Origin of the sequence: Photorhabdus caribbeanensis, assembly GCF_018448885.1 — a bacterium.
In the GTDB taxonomy this organism is placed as follows: domain Bacteria; phylum Pseudomonadota; class Gammaproteobacteria; order Enterobacterales; family Enterobacteriaceae; genus Photorhabdus; species Photorhabdus caribbeanensis.
The window spans coordinates 17055-36890 of sequence record NZ_RCWB01000015.1; the positions used below are offsets into that span (position 1 = coordinate 17055).

The window sequence follows — 19836 nt, forward strand, 5'->3', positions numbered from 1 at the left end:
TTTCTCGCATCGTAAACTCTTATCCTCCCCATCCTAAGAGGCAAGGAGGATAAGTGACTAATTAAGGTGCAGTATCACGTGTATTAACAAGTCGCTATCGGCCGTAAAACAATTTCTGCCGGACAACTCCCTGCTGGATGCTGAAGAATAAAAACAATCGCGTCAGTGACGGATGAAAGCGGGATAGTTCCTACACCATTTGGTAATACCGTGCCTAACACTTCAAGCTGACCCGATGAGATTGCACATATTCGTATACCTTGTTTCCATAGTTCTTGCTGTAACGCTACAGTAAATCCAATGACTGCCCATTTTGATGCTGCATAGCAACTGGCCCCTGGTAAGCTGGCTTTTCCAGCCAAAGAACTAATATTGATAATCGAGGGCTGTGCGCTTGATAATAGATGTGGCAAAGCGAGATATGTCATATGAATTAAAGCAGTGACATTAGTCGTAATAACCTGATCAATTTCTTCCGGTATTAGATCCACCAGATTGCCAAAATGGAAAGCACCGGCATTATTGATTAATACATCCAATCCCCCCAACTTTGCACAGGTGAAATCTATCAACTGCTGGCGGAAATTATCATGACAGATGTCCCCTGCAAATGAATATATTTCGCAGTTATCCTGATATTGTCGGGACAATTCTTTAAGTCGATTCTCACATCTTCCGGTTACCACCATTCGAGAGCCATTGCCTGCAAGCATTTCAGTGATTGAATGACCAAGCAAGCCACTGGCGCCGGTGAGTAACACACGTTTACCATTCAACACTTTCCCTCCCTAATAACTCAAAATAGCGGACCTCCATCCGGTGGTATTATTCACCAATTAGAAATCCGCTCAACTTTATATTGCTATCAAATAGCTACAGAATTATTTATCACTCGTGTTTTGATGATTCGGTACAAGAGCGACAACCAAAGCCAAGCACCCTTCCCGCTTCACTACCAGATAAGGTACGCGGTACGGCCCCAGCCAGACTAACCGGTTGGGAAAAAGTCGCTAACCGGAGAGAATTTTCCATTTGGCCTGTTTCAATCTTGCCCAATTTGGTGTTTTTCATATAATTTACCTCTTTTTTATATTAGTGCGTCTGATATGACGCGGTACTATTAACGCTCGCTAAGCCAGCGCTAACATACATTGCTGAGCTTGCACACGGACATAACTACTGGGATCACTCATGGCAAGGTGATAAATCTGATCACGATATTGTGTATCGGTAGAAAAACTCAGCATGGAAACAAAAGCGATAGAACGTAGCTCTTCACGAGTATGGCTGCTGGCGATTATATGCAGTAGCTCTCTGCTGCGTTCATTGCCTTCTTTCATCAAAACAGAAAACAAGGCTTTATGTGCACGGAATCGTTCAAACCGCCCGTTTTTAATACGTGCAACCTGAAAGCCAGAATTATTTTCCCTATCCAGATCAAATTCATATTGGCGCTGTCCATTCCCTCTGGGTTGAATGATGATATTGATAGAGACGGATAAATTTGGTGGTGGAAATTGAATATGCATATCTTTACTGCGAAAGAAAAATATGACTTTGCCTGGGGATAACATCTGTTCGCCAAAGTAATTCATCGCGACTTCTTCACCCTCAACGCCATCAACACTGTCATAGTCGTACTCATAAAGACGTGTCGTATAGCCATCACCAAAAAAGTTAGTGGTCAAAAAATCAAAATTATGGTCATGAGGTTCTAGCCAGGAAAATGGCGCAGGCGCGGACTGAGGCCCAGGTGGTAACCATAGAACCATACGAATAGCAAATCTCCAGTCGCTGTATAGAATAAATGTCGGCGGCTGAACATCGTTTCCAGACTGGAACTGGTTAGGGGAGACTAATTGGTCACAGATGATGTCCAATATTTCTTGCTTGTTAGCCGCAAAATCTACCAACCATTGACTGGCTATCTCTATCTCTTCCCGCTGGTAATGGCCACAGGAAACATTGTCCACCATATTACTGGTCTTCAAAAGCTGAACCAACTCAGGCAATGCCAATGGTTTACCGGGTTTAGGCGTGAATTCAAGCGTCATGAGTTTTCTCCTGCAAAGTTGCCAATACTGCCTGAATCGCATTACGAACATAGTTGCTATTGTCAGCCAACGCGCTATCAATCAACGATTGTGGGGCCTGATGACGAAGAATAGCAGCCCATGCCATTGCCCTGGCTTCTTCCGACTGGTGAGTTTTAGCAATATGGATCAACAGTTTTTGTGTACGTAGATTCCCCTGATTCGCCATCAATGAAAAAATCGAACGTTGAGAAATTACCCGTTGTAAGCTATTGAATATTGGTTTACCAACAATACGCCCTTCCGATTCCGATAATTCAAAAATCGTTTGTCGGACTGAAGGAATACTTTTAGGAATAATGAGATTCAAAGATGCTGACAACGAAACAGGTTCATGCTGAATGTGCACATCCTTATTCGCGTAATAATAAATAATATCCCCTTCCTCCAGAAACATATCTCCTGCGTAGCTGAAAAGTGTTTCCCCGCTGTCACTCTGCTCGATCTGAGAATAGTCAAAACCATACAGAGAAGTACGATATCCAGGACCAAAAAAACCAACACTCATCAGGTCAAATGCATGATCATGGGCATAACGATAGGAAAAAGGGATACTCCGAGCCTGAAATCCCGCAGGGATCCAGACCATCAAGCGCAATGTAAAAACTGGGCAAGTGTACAAAACATAGCTTTGTGATTGTCCATTATTAGTATCTTGGAAAGTTTCAGGTGTCACTAAGGCATTACTTATATGTTGCAACATTTCATGGCGATTAAGCGCTAAAGCCTTAAGATGAGTTGCCGTATTTAACATATCATCCTGGCTATAACAGGATGCTCTCAAACTCTCAAGCACGCCGGAATCGGTCAGATATTCAATTAAAGCCGTCAAAGTGATTTGAAAGCCAGGCTCGACTGCCAATTTTATCGCCATGTTTAGTCCTCCCTTGCAACGTCAAACCCACTGAGCCGTAAACTATTTTTTGCCGTTTCTCGCATCATCATATCGGTATCTTCACGAGCTATCTGGTGTAACAATTCCAGACACGCAGCACTATCAATCTGTGCAAGACTTTCAACCGCCTCCCAGCGAACAAAATTGGCATAATCAGATGTTGCAAGTTTCTCCAGTACAGCACTTGCGCCATGATATTTCATCGCCCCCAGCAGCCGGACATATAGCTGAATACGTGACGCACTTAAATTAGTACAAATGGTTTCGACTGGTTGTAAGCTCACTCGATCGTAAATCCAACTAATCCACCCTTTAGCATCTGAATGTGCAATGAGTAAGAAAGAGCCATTACGATTCTCATAACCGAAATCAAGAATATCCTCGTAAGCTTTAAAGCTATATAGCTGGTTTGGTTCGAAAGTAAAAACGCCTAATGAAGTCAATGCTTCTGGTTGTATAAATGGATCATTATGATTAATTTTGCATTTATAATAAGGAACTTGTATTGCCTCTTGTGACGGATTGATAATAAAAGTATCGAATTCATTGACGTACAGTCTTTCATTATTGGTTTTGCCAATAAAGCGAACAAGTAAATGAAAGTTTTTCTGTCGGTGAATATAAATACTATCTTCAGAAAGAAGTTCATATTTATCAGTAATTTCTTTCTTTTCTAACAGATCATTCAATATATCGATAATGTTATCACGTGATAACTTACCCAAAACCTCACCAACCGACCAGAAATCTCCACCGTTATCCGCCATCTTCTTGGTAATTATTTTCTGCAATTGGTCTAATTTGGCAATTTCCGCTGCTGCCTGCTCATCGAAATGTAATTTTTTACTCTGACCAGCTTTGGGTAATCCATGTTTTTCATATAACGAGGAAAAATAACTATCACGTGAAGCACGTAACCAGTCTGATAGAGAAATATTTTTTTCTTCTGCTTCAGTGATAAGATTATCAATGCCTTTTTTAGCGATTAACTGGGCAATACCTTTATTAATGAGCATGTTTTCCAAACGATCTTCTGTTTCTTTATTCACTACAATACCCATTCCAACTGAATATTGTGGCGTATTGCCAATATGATAATGATGTGGTGGAAGAATAAATATATCCCCGGCTTCTATTATCCAGTTATCGGCATAAGGCCGTAGTTTCTCCATATTAAACCGATACTTCATCCCCTCTATTTTTTCAAAAATCTCCTTATTAAACAGAGACATTTCTTTGGCATTAGGCCCACAATGGAAATGCACCACCGAACTATAAGGATCATCAAGATGAACACCAAATGGCGTGTACCCATAGTTACCAATAAACAGACAAGTCCCTATGAAAGTATTTCTTTCGCCAAGAATTTTTCGCAAAGGAGCGAAAATAGAAGAAACTGCTTGAAAAATATAATCAGACCAACGTTCAGTATCATTAACAATCACACAGAACCGTTCACCTCCCGTCGCTCGTGATATCCAATTCTCAAATGTCTCGTTTTCATGAGGCTCAGTATAAAGAATAGGATCAATATGTTCCGCGCTCAATCGCCCTTCGATATATACCCGAATTAAAGACTCTTGAGAAACCATCATTTCTTTTTTCAATATGTCAAATAGTGAAAATAAAACATCATCAGAAAACAGCTCAGGATCAAAAGCTTCTTTTATTAACTTAGCTGACATAATCACAGGTTTATTAACTGGATCGTAGGTTTGTTCATCTTCTCTTACCTTATGCGCCTGATAATGCTCACAAACCTCATTAAATTTTTTAACGTAATTAATATAAGCGTTCATATGTGATCCCGCCTTTTGATGATAGCGAAGAGAGAGATAGGTAGATAAAAAAATAATAGGTCAGGATGATAGAATAGCAAGGGACAATTATATAAATTCTCATTAATGTAAATAGGTTTAAAAAGTACTTTGGAGCACATTAATTAAAACAGGAACTGGATAAAAAAAACAAATTCAAGAATATGATCTATAAATAATTTATTTTAGTTTCATAACGAGATAATAATTTATTAAAAATAAAATTATAAGGCAGTTTTTCATAGTAAGTACAATAAAATTAAATAACCAGAGGCACTATATTGACATATAAATGTTAATAAAATCACACATTTGAAAATTAACTATTATAATCATTGACAATATCTCATTCTATGTGCGCCGTTTTGCTTTGTAAATCAAGTGCTTAAGATTATTTATAATCAAAAGTATAGGCTGTTGGAAAGCCTATTGCAAGCCTGACTTATCCTTGCTTAGTAATAAGCTTGAACCTTGAAAGAGGAAGGGGAGTGCAGCATGTCAGGGAAAAGGCTGGTGGCGGGGAAACTATCTACTTTGCGCCAGTCATTGCAAGTCCTATAAGGTTAAACCTGATTGGTTGAATCATAGTTCATAGTGGGTTTCGGGATATCTTTGACTCACGATAGTTTAGGAGTCTTACCAAAGTTTATGACAATTATAGCTAGAAGGTTGTCATATCCAACAACTTTGGCACCTGCTCGGTGAGAGTGGAAATTGGACGTAAGTGGAACCTAAGTAGGACGCATCTTGACTACAGAGAAATGCGGGATCATCTAAGTTGGTTTGAACTAAACAACCAATATGATGACAGAGGCTCCATAGTACCCAATGTAGCTCTGTAATGGAGTAGCAATCGGTTTCAATCCGATCTGAAACCTAAGTATAAGTGATAGAGCAATTTATTTCGAAAGCTTAGATGTAGGGGGAAGGGAGACAGTTAGACACAATACTAATAGAAGCGAGGTTCGATAGTCAGTGCTATCAGCAAGAACACTCAAAGCTCTAAGTGGTATTAACAAAGCAAGTGTACAAGGACATAAGGTCAAGAAATTACACAAGTTAATGTGTAACAACCTTGATTTATGGGCAACGGCATATGCCAACATTTACTCTAATCGTGGTGCCATGACGAAAGGGGTGAATGACAATACGCTTGATGGAATGGGTAATGACAGAGTTCTAAACCTAGTCAGCCTCATTAAATCTTCGGATTACCGCCCCAAACCTTGTAGACGCACTTACATACCCAAGGATGCAAGGAAGCCTAATGGTAAGAAACGACCTCTTGGTATTCCTAGTGGTGATGATAAGTTAATTCAAGAAGTCATGAGAATGCTTCTAGAAGGAATTTACGAACCTGTCTTCAGTGACTGGAGTTATGGTTTTCGTAGAAATAGATCTTGTCATACAGCTCTAACTGAGATTCGTAACAGTTGGAAAGGAACCAAGTGGGTATGTGATGTAGACATAAAAGGTTATTTCGACAACATTGACCATAACCTCTTGCTCAAATTCCTAGGTAAGAGGATAGATGACAAAGCTTTTCTGGCACTGATTAAAAAGTTCTTGAAAGCTGGTTATATGGAAGATTGGCGTTACTTTGGCACCCACAGTGGAACACCACAAGGTGGAATTATTTCACCGATACTTGCCAATGCTTTCCTCCATGAACTTGATGAATTTATGAAATTGAAAATCAAAGAGTTCAGTAAAGGGGATAGAAGGAAGCCTAACCCAGAGTACAGAAGGATTCTACAGAATAGAGCAAACCGCATAAAGTGGATAAGACAAGGATATGGTGTATCTGGTTTTCCTGCTGACGAGCAGAAGCTTGAAAAATGGAAGCAAGAGGCAAATGAGCTAGAAGAAAAACTGGCAAATAAGTCCAGTGTTCTGATGGACGATCCTGACTTCAAACGGATGCGGTATGTCCGTTATGCTGATGACTTTCTAATCGGAATTATTGGCTCAAAAAATGAAGCAGTGCAAGTGATGAAAGAAGTTACTGAATTTGTGGAATCAGAGCTAAAACTTGAAGTTTCTAAAGAAAAATCAAGCATAGTAGATCCTAAGCAAGGTTTTGTCTTTCTCGGATATGAAGTTAAATGTCGTAGGGAAAACAAACGAGTTAAATGTGTTGTGGGACACAACTCGGATGGCAGTAAAACGCACGCTGTGAAGCGTACTATTACTGAACATATTCACCTTGGTGTACCAAGAGAGAAAATCCAAAGATTTTGCGCTCTTCGTGGCTATGGGGAATACGATTCACACAATGATAAGAGTAGTAGCAAGCCTGTAATGGCATTTTTATCTGATTACGAAATAATCAGCCAATACAATGCTGAAATGCGTGGCTTTGCAAACTACTATAACTTGTCGCCAGTTCTGTATCTCAATAAATTACATTGGATATGGATGAATAGCTTATTCAAAACACTGACAAATAAGCATCAGACATCAAGGACTAAGATTGCTAAGCGATTGAAGCAGCCCGATGGAAAATACGTTCATCGTGAGAGTCGTAACAATAAAGTCTACGAACTGGAAATTTTTCAGTTGAAAAACAGAAGTGTGTCGATGGCAGAGTTCGTTGATCCGTTACCGAATACATTTAAGTATACGTCCCGAACTGAACTGCTCGATAGAATGGCAGCCAGAAAATGTGAGTATTGTGGTATTCAATCTGGATATCTGGAAGTTCACCATGTGCGGAAACTAAAAGATATCAAGGGTGATACAGAGCCTTGGAAACGACTAATGATCTCTCGAAGAAGAAAGACTTTAGTTTTATGCAAAGACTGTCACATTGATTTACATCGCGGAAAGTTACCTGACTATCGTAATCTTGCTAAAGTCTAACGGAGAGCCGTATGCATAGAAATGTGCATGTACGGTTCGGTGGGGGGACAACGGCTAACCCTATCGGCAAAAAAAATGTTTGAATAGGGCGCACGTGTTCTACCCAATCTTCTGCCTCAAAAAAACCAAAAGGCGACGCAAGCGTCGCCCAACAGCTATTTTTCGTGGGACTTAACAATCAACCCACAGAATCTTATATCGTCAAACGGCCTCGTAAAATATTACGGGTTTCAATGGACGATTGACTAAACAGAGTTCCGGTACTATTTCGAAATGCTTGATTCACTTCAACAGCTCGAATAGAGGGGTGAACATTTACCGCTTCCGGCTCCAATTGCGTAAGACGAGATAAAGTATAGGCTTCACTTCCCTCAGAAGTACCTGCTGATGAGCTGAGTTCCCAAGTATGATGATTCACTGCATAAGCATTACGTGCAAGGTTGATTAGCCCCGAAGTTGTTGACACCGCACCAAAACCCACAGAGACCCATCCCAAGATATTAGCCGCATTCGCATTACTATCCGCAACAGCGGAAGCTGCTATTCCGGTAGAGAGCGCCACAGCATTAGCACTCAATGACACCGTAGATAAAGCGATATCCCAGCGTCGGCTAGAACGGCTGGCAATTTCACCAAATTCAATAGGTACTGATCCGATAACACCCGTGCTGACCGCCTGGGAACCACTCCGTGCCGATTTTATCAGCGAAGAGGTAAAGGTTATTGCGCTGATACCAAAGCTTAAAACCCCCAACCCCGTACTAATCCAATTTAATACTCCAGCTGTCTTCGGATCTTTTTCCGATAATGCGGCTGACGCAATCCCTATCGAATCAGCAGCCAATCCAATGACGGTCGCAGTAACTGCAAGTGTACTGGTAGAAGCAATCGCCCCCAGAGCTCCCCCTGCGGCAATTAAACCCGCACTAATTGCCGCGCCAGCCCCCAGCGATACAATCCCAACAATGATACCGATTGCCCCCAGCACAATGCCTAATATCCCGCCGGCACTAAGATGACCATTCAGATCAATCCGATTTATAGGATCGCCTTGACAATAAGTGTAGAGATTGACGCCACCCCGACCAAAAGGACTCCAGCTATCAGGACTATGAAATCTCATGAGAACCGGATTGAAAACACGATATCCGTTACCTAAGAAGTACCATCCTGTTACCGGATCAATCTGCACGCCATTCAAACCCGGTAATGAAGAAATTAAACTCCTAAAGCCATAAGGGGTGTAGGATAAAGCCATCAACTCGTTTTCGTTTTGACTGGCTACAACCGTACTATTATGGTCAGTACCGTATTGATAGTAGGCGGACTGGCCATTCTTGGTACTTTGATGACCAAGCCGTTGCTTATCGCTGTTCAGCCAGGTAATGGTTTCATCACCCAATTGGATATTCGTCACTTTACCTGAAGCATAATGCTGACGATTAACCGTACCATTCGCTAAAACTTGTGCGGTTAATTTGTTCAATGCATCATACTGATATTGGCATACCAGATTACCCTTACTGTCTTTGACCTGTACCAAGCGATTATTCTGATCGTAAATAAGCGTCTGCCCTTTTTCGTCGCGCGTCAGATTACCGTTGGCATCATAACTTAACTCTATTTGCTGTTTGTCGCTGGTAATACGAATAAGTTGAGTTGGATCAGTTTGACTGAAATGATAGTTTACGGTTTCCTTACCATCTCGATATGTATTATCAACCCGTTTAATATTTCCCCATTGGTCATAATGGTAAATCTGCTGATTTAACACACGCCCGGTATGATCAACCGGAGATTGTTCCCCCTCGCATTGGTACTGGCTTAAGCGTTGATTACTATCATATTGATAACGTTCATTTTTCATAACCACCCCATCGACGGAGGTGATACGTTGACTAATTTGATTATTCTTTGTGTAGCTTAAGGTCATTACTTGTATTGAGAAATCACTAATTAGCGAGCGTTTTATTTCTCGATCAAAGACATCGTATTCGATTTTTGTAACTAATTGGGATAATGATGCTGTGTCTTTTGTCGTCGTTGTTATTAAGCGTCCAACACTGTCATATTCAAATGTCGCGTATTGTGAGCCCTGCTCTGTTTTAACTAATCTCCCTTGTCCGTCATAACTATAAACATGATCATAACCAAAACTATCTTTATGACGTTGAATTAAGCCGGACATCGTATAACGGTAATCGCCCGATGAAACGGGTTTATTATCCCGTGAAAACGATTCATGCTGTAATACACCCGATGGGAAATAACTGTAATTGCTCTGGGATACCCCTTCTGACGCAGATAATAATGCCCCCGTTTTCGGATGATAACGAAAGTTTTGTTGGCTCGTTTCTGTGGTAAATTTGGACATCACACTGCCGAGAGAGTAAAGATAATCAATGTTTTGTTTATTATGCGCAGGAGTGACAGACTGAATAGGTTTATCACCTTGAGGACCATATAAATATTCCGTTTTGCGACCACCTACCATATCGCTGGTTACTCGCCCAAGACCATCATAAACTAACGAACCTAATTGTGTTCCATTCACGTTCAGCGCAGAAATTAATTCTTCATGGCTAAAGCTTGCATAAGCGGATTCTAATATTGTTCTGTCTGGCAACGTTTTTTTCACTATACGATCAAATACATCGTATTCAATCTGGGTAGCATAACCTTCCGCATCAGTTTCAGTCACCGTACGGCCAAATCCATCATAACGATAGGTGCGAGTGCTATATATCACACCATCAGGATACACAACTTTGATTGAGGCCGGTTGTTCAAAGTTATTTTGCTGAATATTTAACATCCCCAATCCTTTGACCCCTTGGGTAACTGTCCTCGTAATAGGATCATGGATTTCCAGTTCTATCCGACCATCGCTGTATTCAGTGCTGTAACGATTTCCCCAACCATCATATCGATAGGTTTTCGTTGTAACTAAAGGAGTCGTCAAGCGAGTCAAAGGATTAGCAGATAAATCCCATAACCAATCATTTGAAATTTCTTTGATCAATTGCCCCAAAACATCATATTGTCTGGCAAGCACTTTGCGATATGTGCCTTGATAAATCCCCGATGTTCCCCAGGTACTATCATCATCTTGTTCTTCAATCGAACAAATACGCCCCATTCCATCGTAATGGGTTTTACGCCTGACACCTTGGGAATCAATTTCTATCATCACCGGCCAAAAATCATTTTCGTCACCACCGGGATATTGATAAACATAACTACGTTTAATTTCTTTCGTCGTTCCTGGGTCAACAATTTGACCTGTAATTCGTCCCACAAGATCATAAGACTGATCTGTAATTACACGGTTTACATCAACTTTACGAAGCTGGCGATGTGTATAAATAGAGGTGACATTTTTCGATTCCATATGCGTACCATCAAAACCCGTCACCGTAGAGTTTGTGGTAATCTCACTTTCTGAATATTCATATTTAAATGTTGTTACCGTTTGCTGATTATTCATTACCGACGTTATTTTCGCTAACGAGCCATGAGATTTGCTCGTTGGTGAATTAACATAGCTAAAGGTTCTTACTATTTTAGTATCTATAGTTTCTGAAGCTTTGCTGACATATTCTTTTATATAAGCACCGGTAAAAGTGGGCAATTTTTGATATGTGTAGTGAGTCACTCTATTCGCGACACTTTGAGCGGCATCAGGCGCTCCTTTTTGCGTAACTGATTTTAAAAACCGGGAAAAACCCAATGGATCGGCAGGACAATTATTACCTTCACCCTTCACCGGATAATAAACGTATTCTTTCTGTATCCCACTGGTCTCAGTAATAAGTAGAGTATTTCCCCAATCATCGCTTTTAATATTAACCGTCTCTTCTCGTGAAGTATTGGTCTGTAAGTCTGTGTAACGCGTTAATACCCGAGATGGTTGTTGTAAATTTTCCGGCTGCTCGGAGAAACTTTTTGATGGATCTTCATTGTAAGTAATTTCTGTTGTAATTCTCTTATTGTCTTGTGTTCTTGCTTCTTTGGTCATTAAATGGAATTTATTAAACACCCTTTCTGTTACTGAAACGACATTTTGACCGTCTAAAACCCGCTCAATAGATGAATAGGTATATTTCCCTGTAACCAGATACAAATTATCCTGGTTAGAATCAAAGCTTGTCCGGCCAGAAGAATAGCCCAAAAAATTATGCACTGAGCTATATTCGTAGGATTTGCTGATCGCGGGTTGCCCATTACCAGGTTGAATAGTCAATGCAGCAGCATACGGAATAGATTCCGTGTCCGTCACTTTATGTCCATTTTCCTTATAACTCACCAGCTCAACATAACCTGTCGGCGTACGAAAAGTACTAATAACCGGAAATACCCCTTTTAATGTCTGATAGGTCATCTTAAATCTGGCAGAATCAATAGGACCAGAAGCATCATAAGGTACCGTCACTGTAATAAGGAAATCATTACGATAATCGAATGCTATTTTCGCAGAGATATTATTATCATCAGGGTATTCGACTGATGTACAATTATTTCCAGAGTAATTGAGTTTAAGGTAAGTTTTACCGGTAACACGGTATTTTATTTCGGATAATGCAAACCTTGAATTATAAATTAAATCAAATACTTCACCATCTGGAAATTCAAGTGCAACCGTTTTTGCAATGTCACTCGCTCCAATTCGCTTAAGTGTTTCTATAATGCCATTTTTGTTATAAACATAGAAGGTATTGCTATCGAGTTTATATACGCGCAAATCTTTTAGTTTTTTATCTTTAAAGCTAATATCATTATTGTCAGGCGGCAATGGTTTACATTTAAATTGCTCCCCATTTGCCCGGCTAAATGTGAGTGTTTTTACATCCAATGTTGTTAATGAAAATCGCCATCCAATCCCAAACCCATTATTTAACGTTGTTAATGGCGAGAATGATAGATTAAGTACCTGCTCAACATTACCGATATTATTTGGTCTTAACGTGATAATATTGATATTTGCGCTATATTGACCTGTTCTGGGATCGACACCGGTATTAATATAAGATCCAAAATTAAATGCATTGGAATATATATCGTTAACTTTCATTTTAAATTTCCTATTTACTTAACTAAGATTATAGCCAAATAAATGTCAATTTAGCCATTTATTTGCATACAATAACAAATATTGCTATATTTCTATTTCAATAATGGAATATCTTAATTGCCGGTAAACTCATATGCGATTACCGGCATAGGCAACAGTTCTTTACTAAGGAAAATCAACTTATTCTCGCTATGCTTAGCGCACGTCCAATATTAACCGAGGAGATTCTAAATTTATGCTGGCAACCGTAGTTATCAATGATTGTGATATCATAATATCCATCGTAATAACCGGTCGTCCATGAACATCCTGTTACATAGATCACTTCAGCAGCAAGCTGTGTATCTGGGATAGTTACGGTATAAGAATGGTCCATAACACACCCTCCACTCATATTATCCCGCGCATTTACCTTTGAAGTTCCTCGCTTAAATACCCTTGCTCTTGTCAAAAATCTATCATCTGATGAATCGTTACCACGAGCATATATATTATTCACAGTCCTATCATTCCCTTCAAAAACTCTCAAATGATATGGTAATGTCCAAGTATAAAGATTAATGGTTTGACGGTGGGTATCGGATTTCGTCGGTTCTTCTGTTTTATCAAAAAATTCGTTGATATTTTCATGCAATTGATTTGCATTAATTGCATAAGGAGCAATGGATTTTAATAAGATCTTGCTATCAAAAACTTCATCACCAACCGACATATTCGTTGTTAATGTACGCTTCCCATCCGTATCTTCGAAGGTCATTTTTGCTATTAAATATTCTGTACTTGTTCTATTACTACTAACATAACGATAGATAATTTCAGGAACACTTTTCACACTGTTCTGATAATTTTCATTTGTACAACAATCTCCAGCACGATTTATTACAGGATCTTCAATAAAAACATCAGCACGATAAACACCATTTAATAACCCAAGATCATATTTATTTCTCGCATCCGTCGTTGTCCATCCTGAAGGCATTTTTAATTGGTCATATATGAGGCTATCACTCAATGCTGCCACCTGAATCGATCTTTTTTCAGCATCACTCAAGGCTAATTTTACCCAATCACCATTCCTATATTCTTGTTTAAGTACAGAGATTTTCACCATACATTGATGACGCTCATTAGCATAAAAACTATCATCAGTTTTTTCAATGGTAAATGTTGTTATTCTTTTTTCCATAACATTCTCCATAATATTGTAAATTAAGCTGTAATAGAAATAATATCAAGTTCAAAGCCATAATATGGCCCTTGCAATTCGGGAATAATTCTGACGCGATAGCGTTTTGATAATTCGTCTTCAAAGTCCCTCAAGGCGTTCATGATAAATTCGCTGTATTTTCCTTGTGCAAAAAAGATAAATTGCGTGGTTGCAGGATTAATAGCAACATATTTGCCAAGAGCATGGCGTAATGTCTTAATAAACAGTGTTCCATCTTCATTTAATTCGAATAGCTTTTTATCTGTCGTCGTTCTATCCATAAAATTACCTTCACCTAAAAGATAAATATTTATTTCACGATGGTCACGACGCAGTAAAAATTGTTTATTGATATCCAAATCGAATATTCTGGGTTTAACCGTTTTATCAAGTAAATGATCTGGAATAACAAATTCAATCAAGAAACGACGCCCATTCACGATAATAGGCAAATGTTCTCGATCAATTGAAAAACAGCACAAATTTCCAACCCACGAAGAACCTTCTGTTTCCGAATAACCTGAATATAAAGCAGCGACTTTACCTTGCTCTAAAATGTTCATTTTAACCTCTTAAATATTAACAGTAGAGAATAGGATTAGTAAAAGACCACCTCTCCAAGAGGAGGTGGTTTAAAAATGAAAACTAAAATCTCGGCTTATAACTTAGATTTAACATAATCAGTGAGTTCATTTAACGTTGAAATAGAATGATTTGAAAAAAGCTCAGCTTTAATACTAATACCATATACCTCCAATACAAAAACCTGAATTTCCACATAGTCAAGGCTATCAAATTTAAGCGAAACAAAGGAAGATTTTGGTGTTATTTCATCCTCTTCGATATCCTTCATCACTAATATTCTATTCTTTATCTTAGTAAAAATATCATTTTGTGTTGGCATTTCGCTTTCCTTTTATTTCATTTTAGAGACAATTGAAACCTTTGACACGAAAATAGGTTTTTTATCATATAAACATCGATAATGAAAAATACGAATATAGTCTTTAGGGCCATTCTTAATTATTAATGGTGGATTTAATTCAATACAGATATCCGGTGCAGATGATAGTAGTGTACTATTAACAACCATTTTCTTTATTTTAATCGCTTGTCCAGTATGCAAAGTATAAGATTGGTTTAGGTAATCCTGTAACTGATTAAAATGGTAGTGCTCAAAATTAAGAAATTTTGTCGAATTAATGACAAGATGAAAAGCAAGCGCATCCAAGAACCAGCCAACAGAAGTAACACTTGGGAAATAATCTCTAAAGGCAGCATACTTTTCACAAACTTCTTCCCCTGTTATTGTTAACCTTTGGCAGTTATCCTGAACAATCCAATCTTCAATTGACTCCCTTGTATTTTCTACGCTGGTATTGCCAAATAACGTGCTTTCTTTGCTGGGATTTTCCAATTTAAACGTTTTATTTTTATTATCAATCCTCAGTTGATGTGGTAATGCAGTATAAACATGTTGACGGAATGACGTATCAATGTTCAATATTCCAGTTGTAAAAGCTGAAGTTAATTGAGAGAACTGTTGCCTCACATATAGCAGACTCAACATCCCCTGAACCGGATGCTGCTGCATATTGTGTAAAGACTGGCTTTTTGCCGGATAATGGATAGGATTAAAATCCCCAGAGAAATTCGACCAATGTTCAATATCTTCTATTTCAAAAATCAACATATCAGTTACCCTACCTTAGAGATAACCAACGCAGCGTTATGCCCCCCAAAACCTGAACTAATATTGAGCGCCACTTCTGGTTGAGCGGTATAGCAATGTTGATTAGGCAAATAATTAAGGTCACAATCTGGATCGGCCCGATGCAAATTCAATGTCGCCGGCAAGCAATTTTCAGTCAATGCCTTGACACATACGATAGTTTCGAAGCTACCGGCAGCAGCAATGAGATGACCGGTATAAGATTTTGTGCTTGATATAGGAACCTGATAAGCATGTTGCCCCAATGCCGCTTTAATTGACTGAGTTTCATAAAGATCATTCAACTGTGTAGAAGTGCCATGAGCATTAATGTAGTCAATATCTTCCGGCGAAATCTGTGCCTGCTCAATGGCTTTAGTCATCGCTAATATTTTAGGTTCAATATCTTCTGTTGGCCGAGTTAAATTAGTGGCATCTGAATATTGAGCGTAACCTTTAATTTCCGCCAGAATCGTTGCACCACGCTCGACGGCCGAATTGTAATCTTCCAAACAAACCACCGCCGCTCCTTCAGCTAATACAAACCCAGAGCGATCAAGGCTAAATGGACAACATGCGAGATTTGGGTCCGTTTGCTCTTTTGATAATGCATTCAGTACATCAATACTCCAAATATTACATTCCCGAGTCAATGATTCAGAGGCTCCGGCAATCATACATTTTGCACGTCCTGAGCGAATAATTTCAAAGGCATCACCAATTGCCATTGTGCCCGTTGCGCAGGCGGCCGCTATAGTATTCTGATAACCACGCAGTCCATACATAATTGAACATGTCGCCGTCATGGCGCTTGGCATGGTGATGAGATTACTCATAGGATGAGCTAATTTAGCTTTCTTATATTGATAGGCATAATCTCCAGCATTATCGATAGCTCCCCAACCACTGCCAAGGATCACTCCACATTCGTATTTATCGTAATATTCAATAGGTGATATGTTCACACCAAATGCTTGCGTAAGAGCTTGATAAGTTGCTTTCAATGCTGCTTTTCCGCAATCTGAAAGCGTATGAGTCAACTTTTTTGGTAATAACTGATAGCGGGATGGGTTTGGTGCAAGGAAAGAAAAGAAACGTGAATTAATGAATGAATCGGGAAATTCAATTTTGTGAAATCGATGTTGTTTCTCGATAATACTTTGCCAGCATGATTCAACATCTTCACCAATCGGTGTCACCGCTCCCATACCTGTAATAACAACTCTTTGAGCTCTCTGCATATTGATTACCATTTATACATGGATTGAGAATGTCAATTTTTCTAATTATAAAAGTAGGCTAATGAAGATATATCACCATAATCATAAATAAGTATTTTCAATATTTATACTTATTTTAATCGCCATTTGTGAATTATGTAAAACTAATTGATCGATTATTTTCCCCTGTAATAAAACCGATGATAAATATCCATAAGCAAATATATTGTTATTTTAATACCATTATATTATCAATCTGATTATAAAATAATTGGTTACGTCACATTCGGCTGTAATATCAGGATAAATCCTGAAGGTTTATTTATCATTAACTTATTATTCTGTTTAATAAAGCATATCATTGTATAAAAAAATAAAAATAATAGCCTTAATTATTGCACGATTTTTATTTCATAGAATATGAATTCAATTGTTATATTAATAATCCAGAAGTACAATTAAGTAAAAGAAAATAATAAATATTTTATATTATTCTCGTGAATGAGTACATCAACAATGAATACATTAATATTGTCCTACCGCATATTCTCACGGCTAACTGATAGCATACAATGAGGTATATTTTCTAATCATTTTCTGTATCAAAACATATACCCTGCCCCGTTGTCTGTAATATACTGACACAACTGGATAGATACACAGCATTGCGCGTCTTCACTGTCCAGTTAATGTAATAAAACCGGAGGCAATATATGGCTGAAACAGGCAAGAATACAGGAGTGTTCAGTGGTAACAAAATCAGAGGTAAGTCCTGACTCAGTGACAAAGCAGCAATTAGACACCCTCACCATCGATAAAATTACGCAAAGTATCATTATCATCTCAGTCGGTACAATTTTTTACCGACTACAAGAGGGTGAACACGGAGGCAGTGGCGTATTCTTTAACCGCGATGGAGGACATACCCGGTACGGGTTAACGAACGGCACCGTTGGTAATTTATATCTTGCCAACTCGCCAAGAACATCGATGAAGGAGGTGTTTCAACGTCTGCCAGCCATTACAGACCGGGAACTAGATGGGTACCATATGGCGACATTAGTGACAGAAAAAGCGTTACGTATTGTAGACATTACCCGGCTTGCGCCGAAAATGCATATCACCGCCCATCAGCTGACCGGCACAGACTACCGGATCACACAGCAACTCGCGGCGAAGCTGTCACCGCACGCGGATGGACTTGCCTACATGTCCAACGTTACGCTTGAGCCCTGCATCGTGCTCTGGCATGACGATCCTTCTGGCAAAGGCATGATACGCACCGAGGAACTCAAGGTGCTTAGGGAATTTGAGTATGAAGGAGAAATTGCCGAAGATATCCTGGTAAACGACCTGGATATCCCCGTAATATGACAAAAGGGGGAGCTAGCATGTGCCTGTTCCCCTTCTTTATTTATGCAGCATCTTGAGTGCCAAACAACTTGGCTAAACGGATTATATGTTGAAGCTTATCATCCGAAATACCCTCTCTCAGCAAATCAATAATCGTGAACTCTTGGCCTTCTGGTAAACGATAATCCAGTACATTACGTTTCTGCACGAAAAATCCATACTGCATTACACCGCTAAAGTGATTGAGATGAAACAGAATCTCCGCTATCCCCCTGAGCACACCTTTTTCGCCTTTGCTTTCATCATCGGTAAACTGAAAAGCCGGATAAATAAACTCACCATCGTATTCCAGGGCCAGTAATTTACCTGTGTCTTTTTTCTTTTTAACGGTTACTTTACTGACCCCTAGCAAACTCGCTACCTCGGCAGAACTTAACACACCACCGTTTTCACGCACGTTGTCAAAAAAGCGCGCGCGGCTACGCACACGATTAAGTAACCTCTTCTTTTCCGGCGTCAGTTCAGCAAGCGCCCGGGCCGGTATCGCCAAAAACAACATATTCATCAGAAACTGATTATCCGGCAACGCTAGCTGACGCTTGATGTTAGCCTTACCTTTACTGCGAATACCATCAGCCAGTTCCTTAATAATATTCTCCAGACGATCAGCCGCGGCGTTAGCGTCGTCATACTCATCATGAGGTGCCGACACGTTATTATCGAATCTGGTTTTCCTATACAAAGTTTGCATGATGCACCTCAAGTTAACGATTGATATAATCAAGAATATACATACAATCGTTAACCAATGCAAATTTTATCCATCTGTGCCGTGTGCGATTTCTCCTCTTAGCTTCTTTTCTTTATAAAACCTCAAGGTAAAAATTAGCAGGCGTAATAATACGAATACGGCCAAAACATCTACGCTGTAATAAGCCAGCTCGACGAGCTCCAGTTACAAGATAATCTGCTTCACCAGCACATGCCATAGCGAGTAAAAACGCATCGTCAGGATCATGCGTTTCCTCTTTAATATATAATTTCTCCAATACCAGAGCACGTTGTAACTTATTGATCATAGCCCCCACTTTAGCTGGTTGTAAGACAGCTTGGAATTTTGGATAACGACTTGCACGGCGAATTTCATCAAGCTGTAACCGTGAAGTCACCACTTCGAAACGTGCCGCACGCCAAGCTCAGTAAATCGTATCTGGTGCACCATGTGGTGAGATCAAAGCATTAAATAGAATATTAGTATCAAGAACAACCTTCATTAGCGCTTACGAACCCAATCCAGAGCCTCATCAACTATTGAAGCAAGCTCCATCTCACTAACATCAGTGTTAGCCACTTTAACTTGTTCTGCTGTCAATTCTAAAATGTGTGACCGTACTGCCTCTTCTATAAAGCGGGATAAGTCTCCTTTTTTCCACCTCCTTGATTAGCCAGAAACATACGAAGGGATTGGTCAGTGTCAGCAGAGACAACAACGTTCCAACGAACACTATTCATAATATATTTTCCTTGTTTATGTGTTTATACATGAAACGCAAAATCTTACCCACCCGCTAATCTACAACATTCATACTCACCTCTTACACTACATA

General features: G+C 39.3%; 14 protein-coding genes and 2 pseudogenes. 2 read left to right on the forward strand and 14 right to left on the reverse strand.

The annotated features are described in order from the left end of the window. Positions 1-83 precede the first annotated feature (83 nt). The 5 genes from EAE90_RS11760 to EAE90_RS11780 form a co-directional block, all read right to left on the reverse strand. A complete protein-coding gene (locus EAE90_RS11760; protein WP_214053662.1) occupies positions 84-776 on the reverse strand; it encodes an SDR family oxidoreductase in 693 nt (230 codons plus the stop codon). A gap of 112 nt (positions 777-888) precedes the next feature. Then, positions 889-1071 (reverse strand): hypothetical protein, encoded by a 183-nt coding sequence (locus EAE90_RS11765; protein ID WP_214053731.1) that lies wholly within the window; start codon positions 1069-1071, stop codon positions 889-891. A gap of 59 nt (positions 1072-1130) precedes the next feature. Next, entirely contained in the window at positions 1131-2054 is a 924-nt protein-coding gene (locus EAE90_RS11770) for a hypothetical protein (RefSeq protein WP_214053663.1), read from the reverse strand. Then, on the reverse strand, positions 2044-2967 hold the full coding sequence (locus EAE90_RS11775; RefSeq protein WP_214053664.1) for a hypothetical protein: 924 nt from the start codon (positions 2965-2967) through the stop codon (positions 2044-2046). The genes EAE90_RS11770 and EAE90_RS11775 overlap by 11 nt, the downstream gene beginning before the upstream one ends. A 2-nt stretch (positions 2968-2969) precedes the next feature. Beyond that, positions 2970-4787 (reverse strand): HEAT repeat domain-containing protein, encoded by a 1818-nt coding sequence (locus EAE90_RS11780; protein WP_214053665.1) that lies wholly within the window; start codon positions 4785-4787, stop codon positions 2970-2972. Positions 4788-5780: 993 nt separating this feature from the next. Between EAE90_RS11780 and EAE90_RS11785 the strand changes: the two genes are divergently transcribed. After that, positions 5781-7667: a reverse transcriptase domain-containing protein gene (locus EAE90_RS11785; protein ID WP_214053666.1), complete on the forward strand. Its 1887-nt coding sequence runs from the start codon at positions 5781-5783 to the stop codon at positions 7665-7667. Positions 7668-7860: 193 nt separating this feature from the next. On the opposite strand, the gene EAE90_RS11790 is transcribed toward EAE90_RS11785, so the two are convergent. The 6 genes from EAE90_RS11790 to EAE90_RS11815 all read right to left on the reverse strand — a co-directional run bounded on the left by EAE90_RS11790 (position 7861) and on the right by EAE90_RS11815 (position 16897). Further along, positions 7861-12738, reverse strand: a complete 4878-nt coding sequence (locus tag EAE90_RS11790) for an RHS repeat domain-containing protein (RefSeq protein WP_214053667.1) — start codon at positions 12736-12738, stop codon at positions 7861-7863. Positions 12739-12913: 175 nt separating this feature from the next. Continuing rightward, positions 12914-13924, reverse strand: coding sequence for a hypothetical protein (locus EAE90_RS11795; RefSeq protein ID WP_214053668.1), 1011 nt, complete (start codon positions 13922-13924; stop codon positions 12914-12916). A gap of 23 nt (positions 13925-13947) precedes the next feature. Continuing rightward, positions 13948-14508: a hypothetical protein gene (locus EAE90_RS11800; protein WP_214053669.1), complete on the reverse strand. Its 561-nt coding sequence runs from the start codon at positions 14506-14508 to the stop codon at positions 13948-13950. Between the two features lie 95 nt (positions 14509-14603). Beyond that, the gene (locus tag EAE90_RS11805; RefSeq protein WP_214053670.1) at positions 14604-14849 is read right to left on the reverse strand and encodes an acyl carrier protein; all 246 of its coding nucleotides are present in this window, start codon (positions 14847-14849) and stop codon (positions 14604-14606) included. Between the two features lie 12 nt (positions 14850-14861). Beyond that, complete coding sequence (locus tag EAE90_RS11810) at positions 14862-15638, reverse strand: hypothetical protein (RefSeq protein WP_214053671.1); 777 nt, start codon at positions 15636-15638, stop codon at positions 14862-14864. A gap of 5 nt (positions 15639-15643) precedes the next feature. Then, the gene (locus EAE90_RS11815; protein ID WP_246550642.1) at positions 15644-16897 is read right to left on the reverse strand and encodes a beta-ketoacyl-[acyl-carrier-protein] synthase family protein; all 1254 of its coding nucleotides are present in this window, start codon (positions 16895-16897) and stop codon (positions 15644-15646) included. Between the two features lie 726 nt (positions 16898-17623). Between EAE90_RS11815 and EAE90_RS11820 the strand changes: the two genes are divergently transcribed. Further along, a complete protein-coding gene (locus EAE90_RS11820; protein ID WP_214053673.1) occupies positions 17624-18250 on the forward strand; it encodes an RES family NAD+ phosphorylase in 627 nt (208 codons plus the stop codon). A 40-nt stretch (positions 18251-18290) separates the two neighbouring features. On the opposite strand, the gene EAE90_RS11825 is transcribed toward EAE90_RS11820, so the two are convergent. The 3 genes and pseudogenes from EAE90_RS11825 to EAE90_RS11835 all read right to left on the reverse strand — a co-directional run bounded on the left by EAE90_RS11825 (position 18291) and on the right by EAE90_RS11835 (position 19741). Next, positions 18291-18980 (reverse strand): hypothetical protein, encoded by a 690-nt coding sequence (locus tag EAE90_RS11825; protein WP_246550644.1) that lies wholly within the window; start codon positions 18978-18980, stop codon positions 18291-18293. Between the two features lie 112 nt (positions 18981-19092). Further along, positions 19093-19413, reverse strand: a pseudogene (locus EAE90_RS11830) (PIN domain-containing protein); the annotation flags it as partial. A gap of 89 nt (positions 19414-19502) precedes the next feature. Continuing rightward, positions 19503-19741: pseudogene (locus EAE90_RS11835) on the reverse strand (ribbon-helix-helix domain-containing protein). Positions 19742-19836: the final 95 nt, after the last annotated feature.

Bases quoted from the DNA above. Each gene is read 5' to 3' on its own strand.
- EAE90_RS11765 (WP_214053731.1), bottom strand. From the start codon at position 1,071: ATGAAAAACACCAAATTGGGCAAGATTGAAACAGGCCAAATGGAAAAT.
- EAE90_RS11770 (WP_214053663.1), bottom strand. From the start codon at position 2,054: ATGACGCTTGAATTCACGCCTAAACCCGGTAAACCATTGGCATTGCCT.
- EAE90_RS11775 (WP_214053664.1), bottom strand. From the start codon at position 2,967: ATGGCGATAAAATTGGCAGTCGAGCCTGGCTTTCAAATCACTTTGACG.
- EAE90_RS11780 (WP_214053665.1), bottom strand. From the start codon at position 4,787: ATGAACGCTTATATTAATTACGTTAAAAAATTTAATGAGGTTTGTGAG.
- EAE90_RS11790 (WP_214053667.1), bottom strand. From the start codon at position 12,738: ATGAAAGTTAACGATATATATTCCAATGCATTTAATTTTGGATCTTAT.
- EAE90_RS11795 (WP_214053668.1), bottom strand. From the start codon at position 13,924: ATGGAAAAAAGAATAACAACATTTACCATTGAAAAAACTGATGATAGT.
- EAE90_RS11800 (WP_214053669.1), bottom strand. From the start codon at position 14,508: ATGAACATTTTAGAGCAAGGTAAAGTCGCTGCTTTATATTCAGGTTAT.
- EAE90_RS11805 (WP_214053670.1), bottom strand. From the start codon at position 14,849: ATGCCAACACAAAATGATATTTTTACTAAGATAAAGAATAGAATATTA.
- EAE90_RS11810 (WP_214053671.1), bottom strand. From the start codon at position 15,638: ATGTTGATTTTTGAAATAGAAGATATTGAACATTGGTCGAATTTCTCT.
- EAE90_RS11815 (WP_246550642.1), bottom strand. From the start codon at position 16,897: ATGCAGAGAGCTCAAAGAGTTGTTATTACAGGTATGGGAGCGGTGACA.
- EAE90_RS11825 (WP_246550644.1), bottom strand. From the start codon at position 18,980: ATGCAAACTTTGTATAGGAAAACCAGATTCGATAATAACGTGTCGGCA.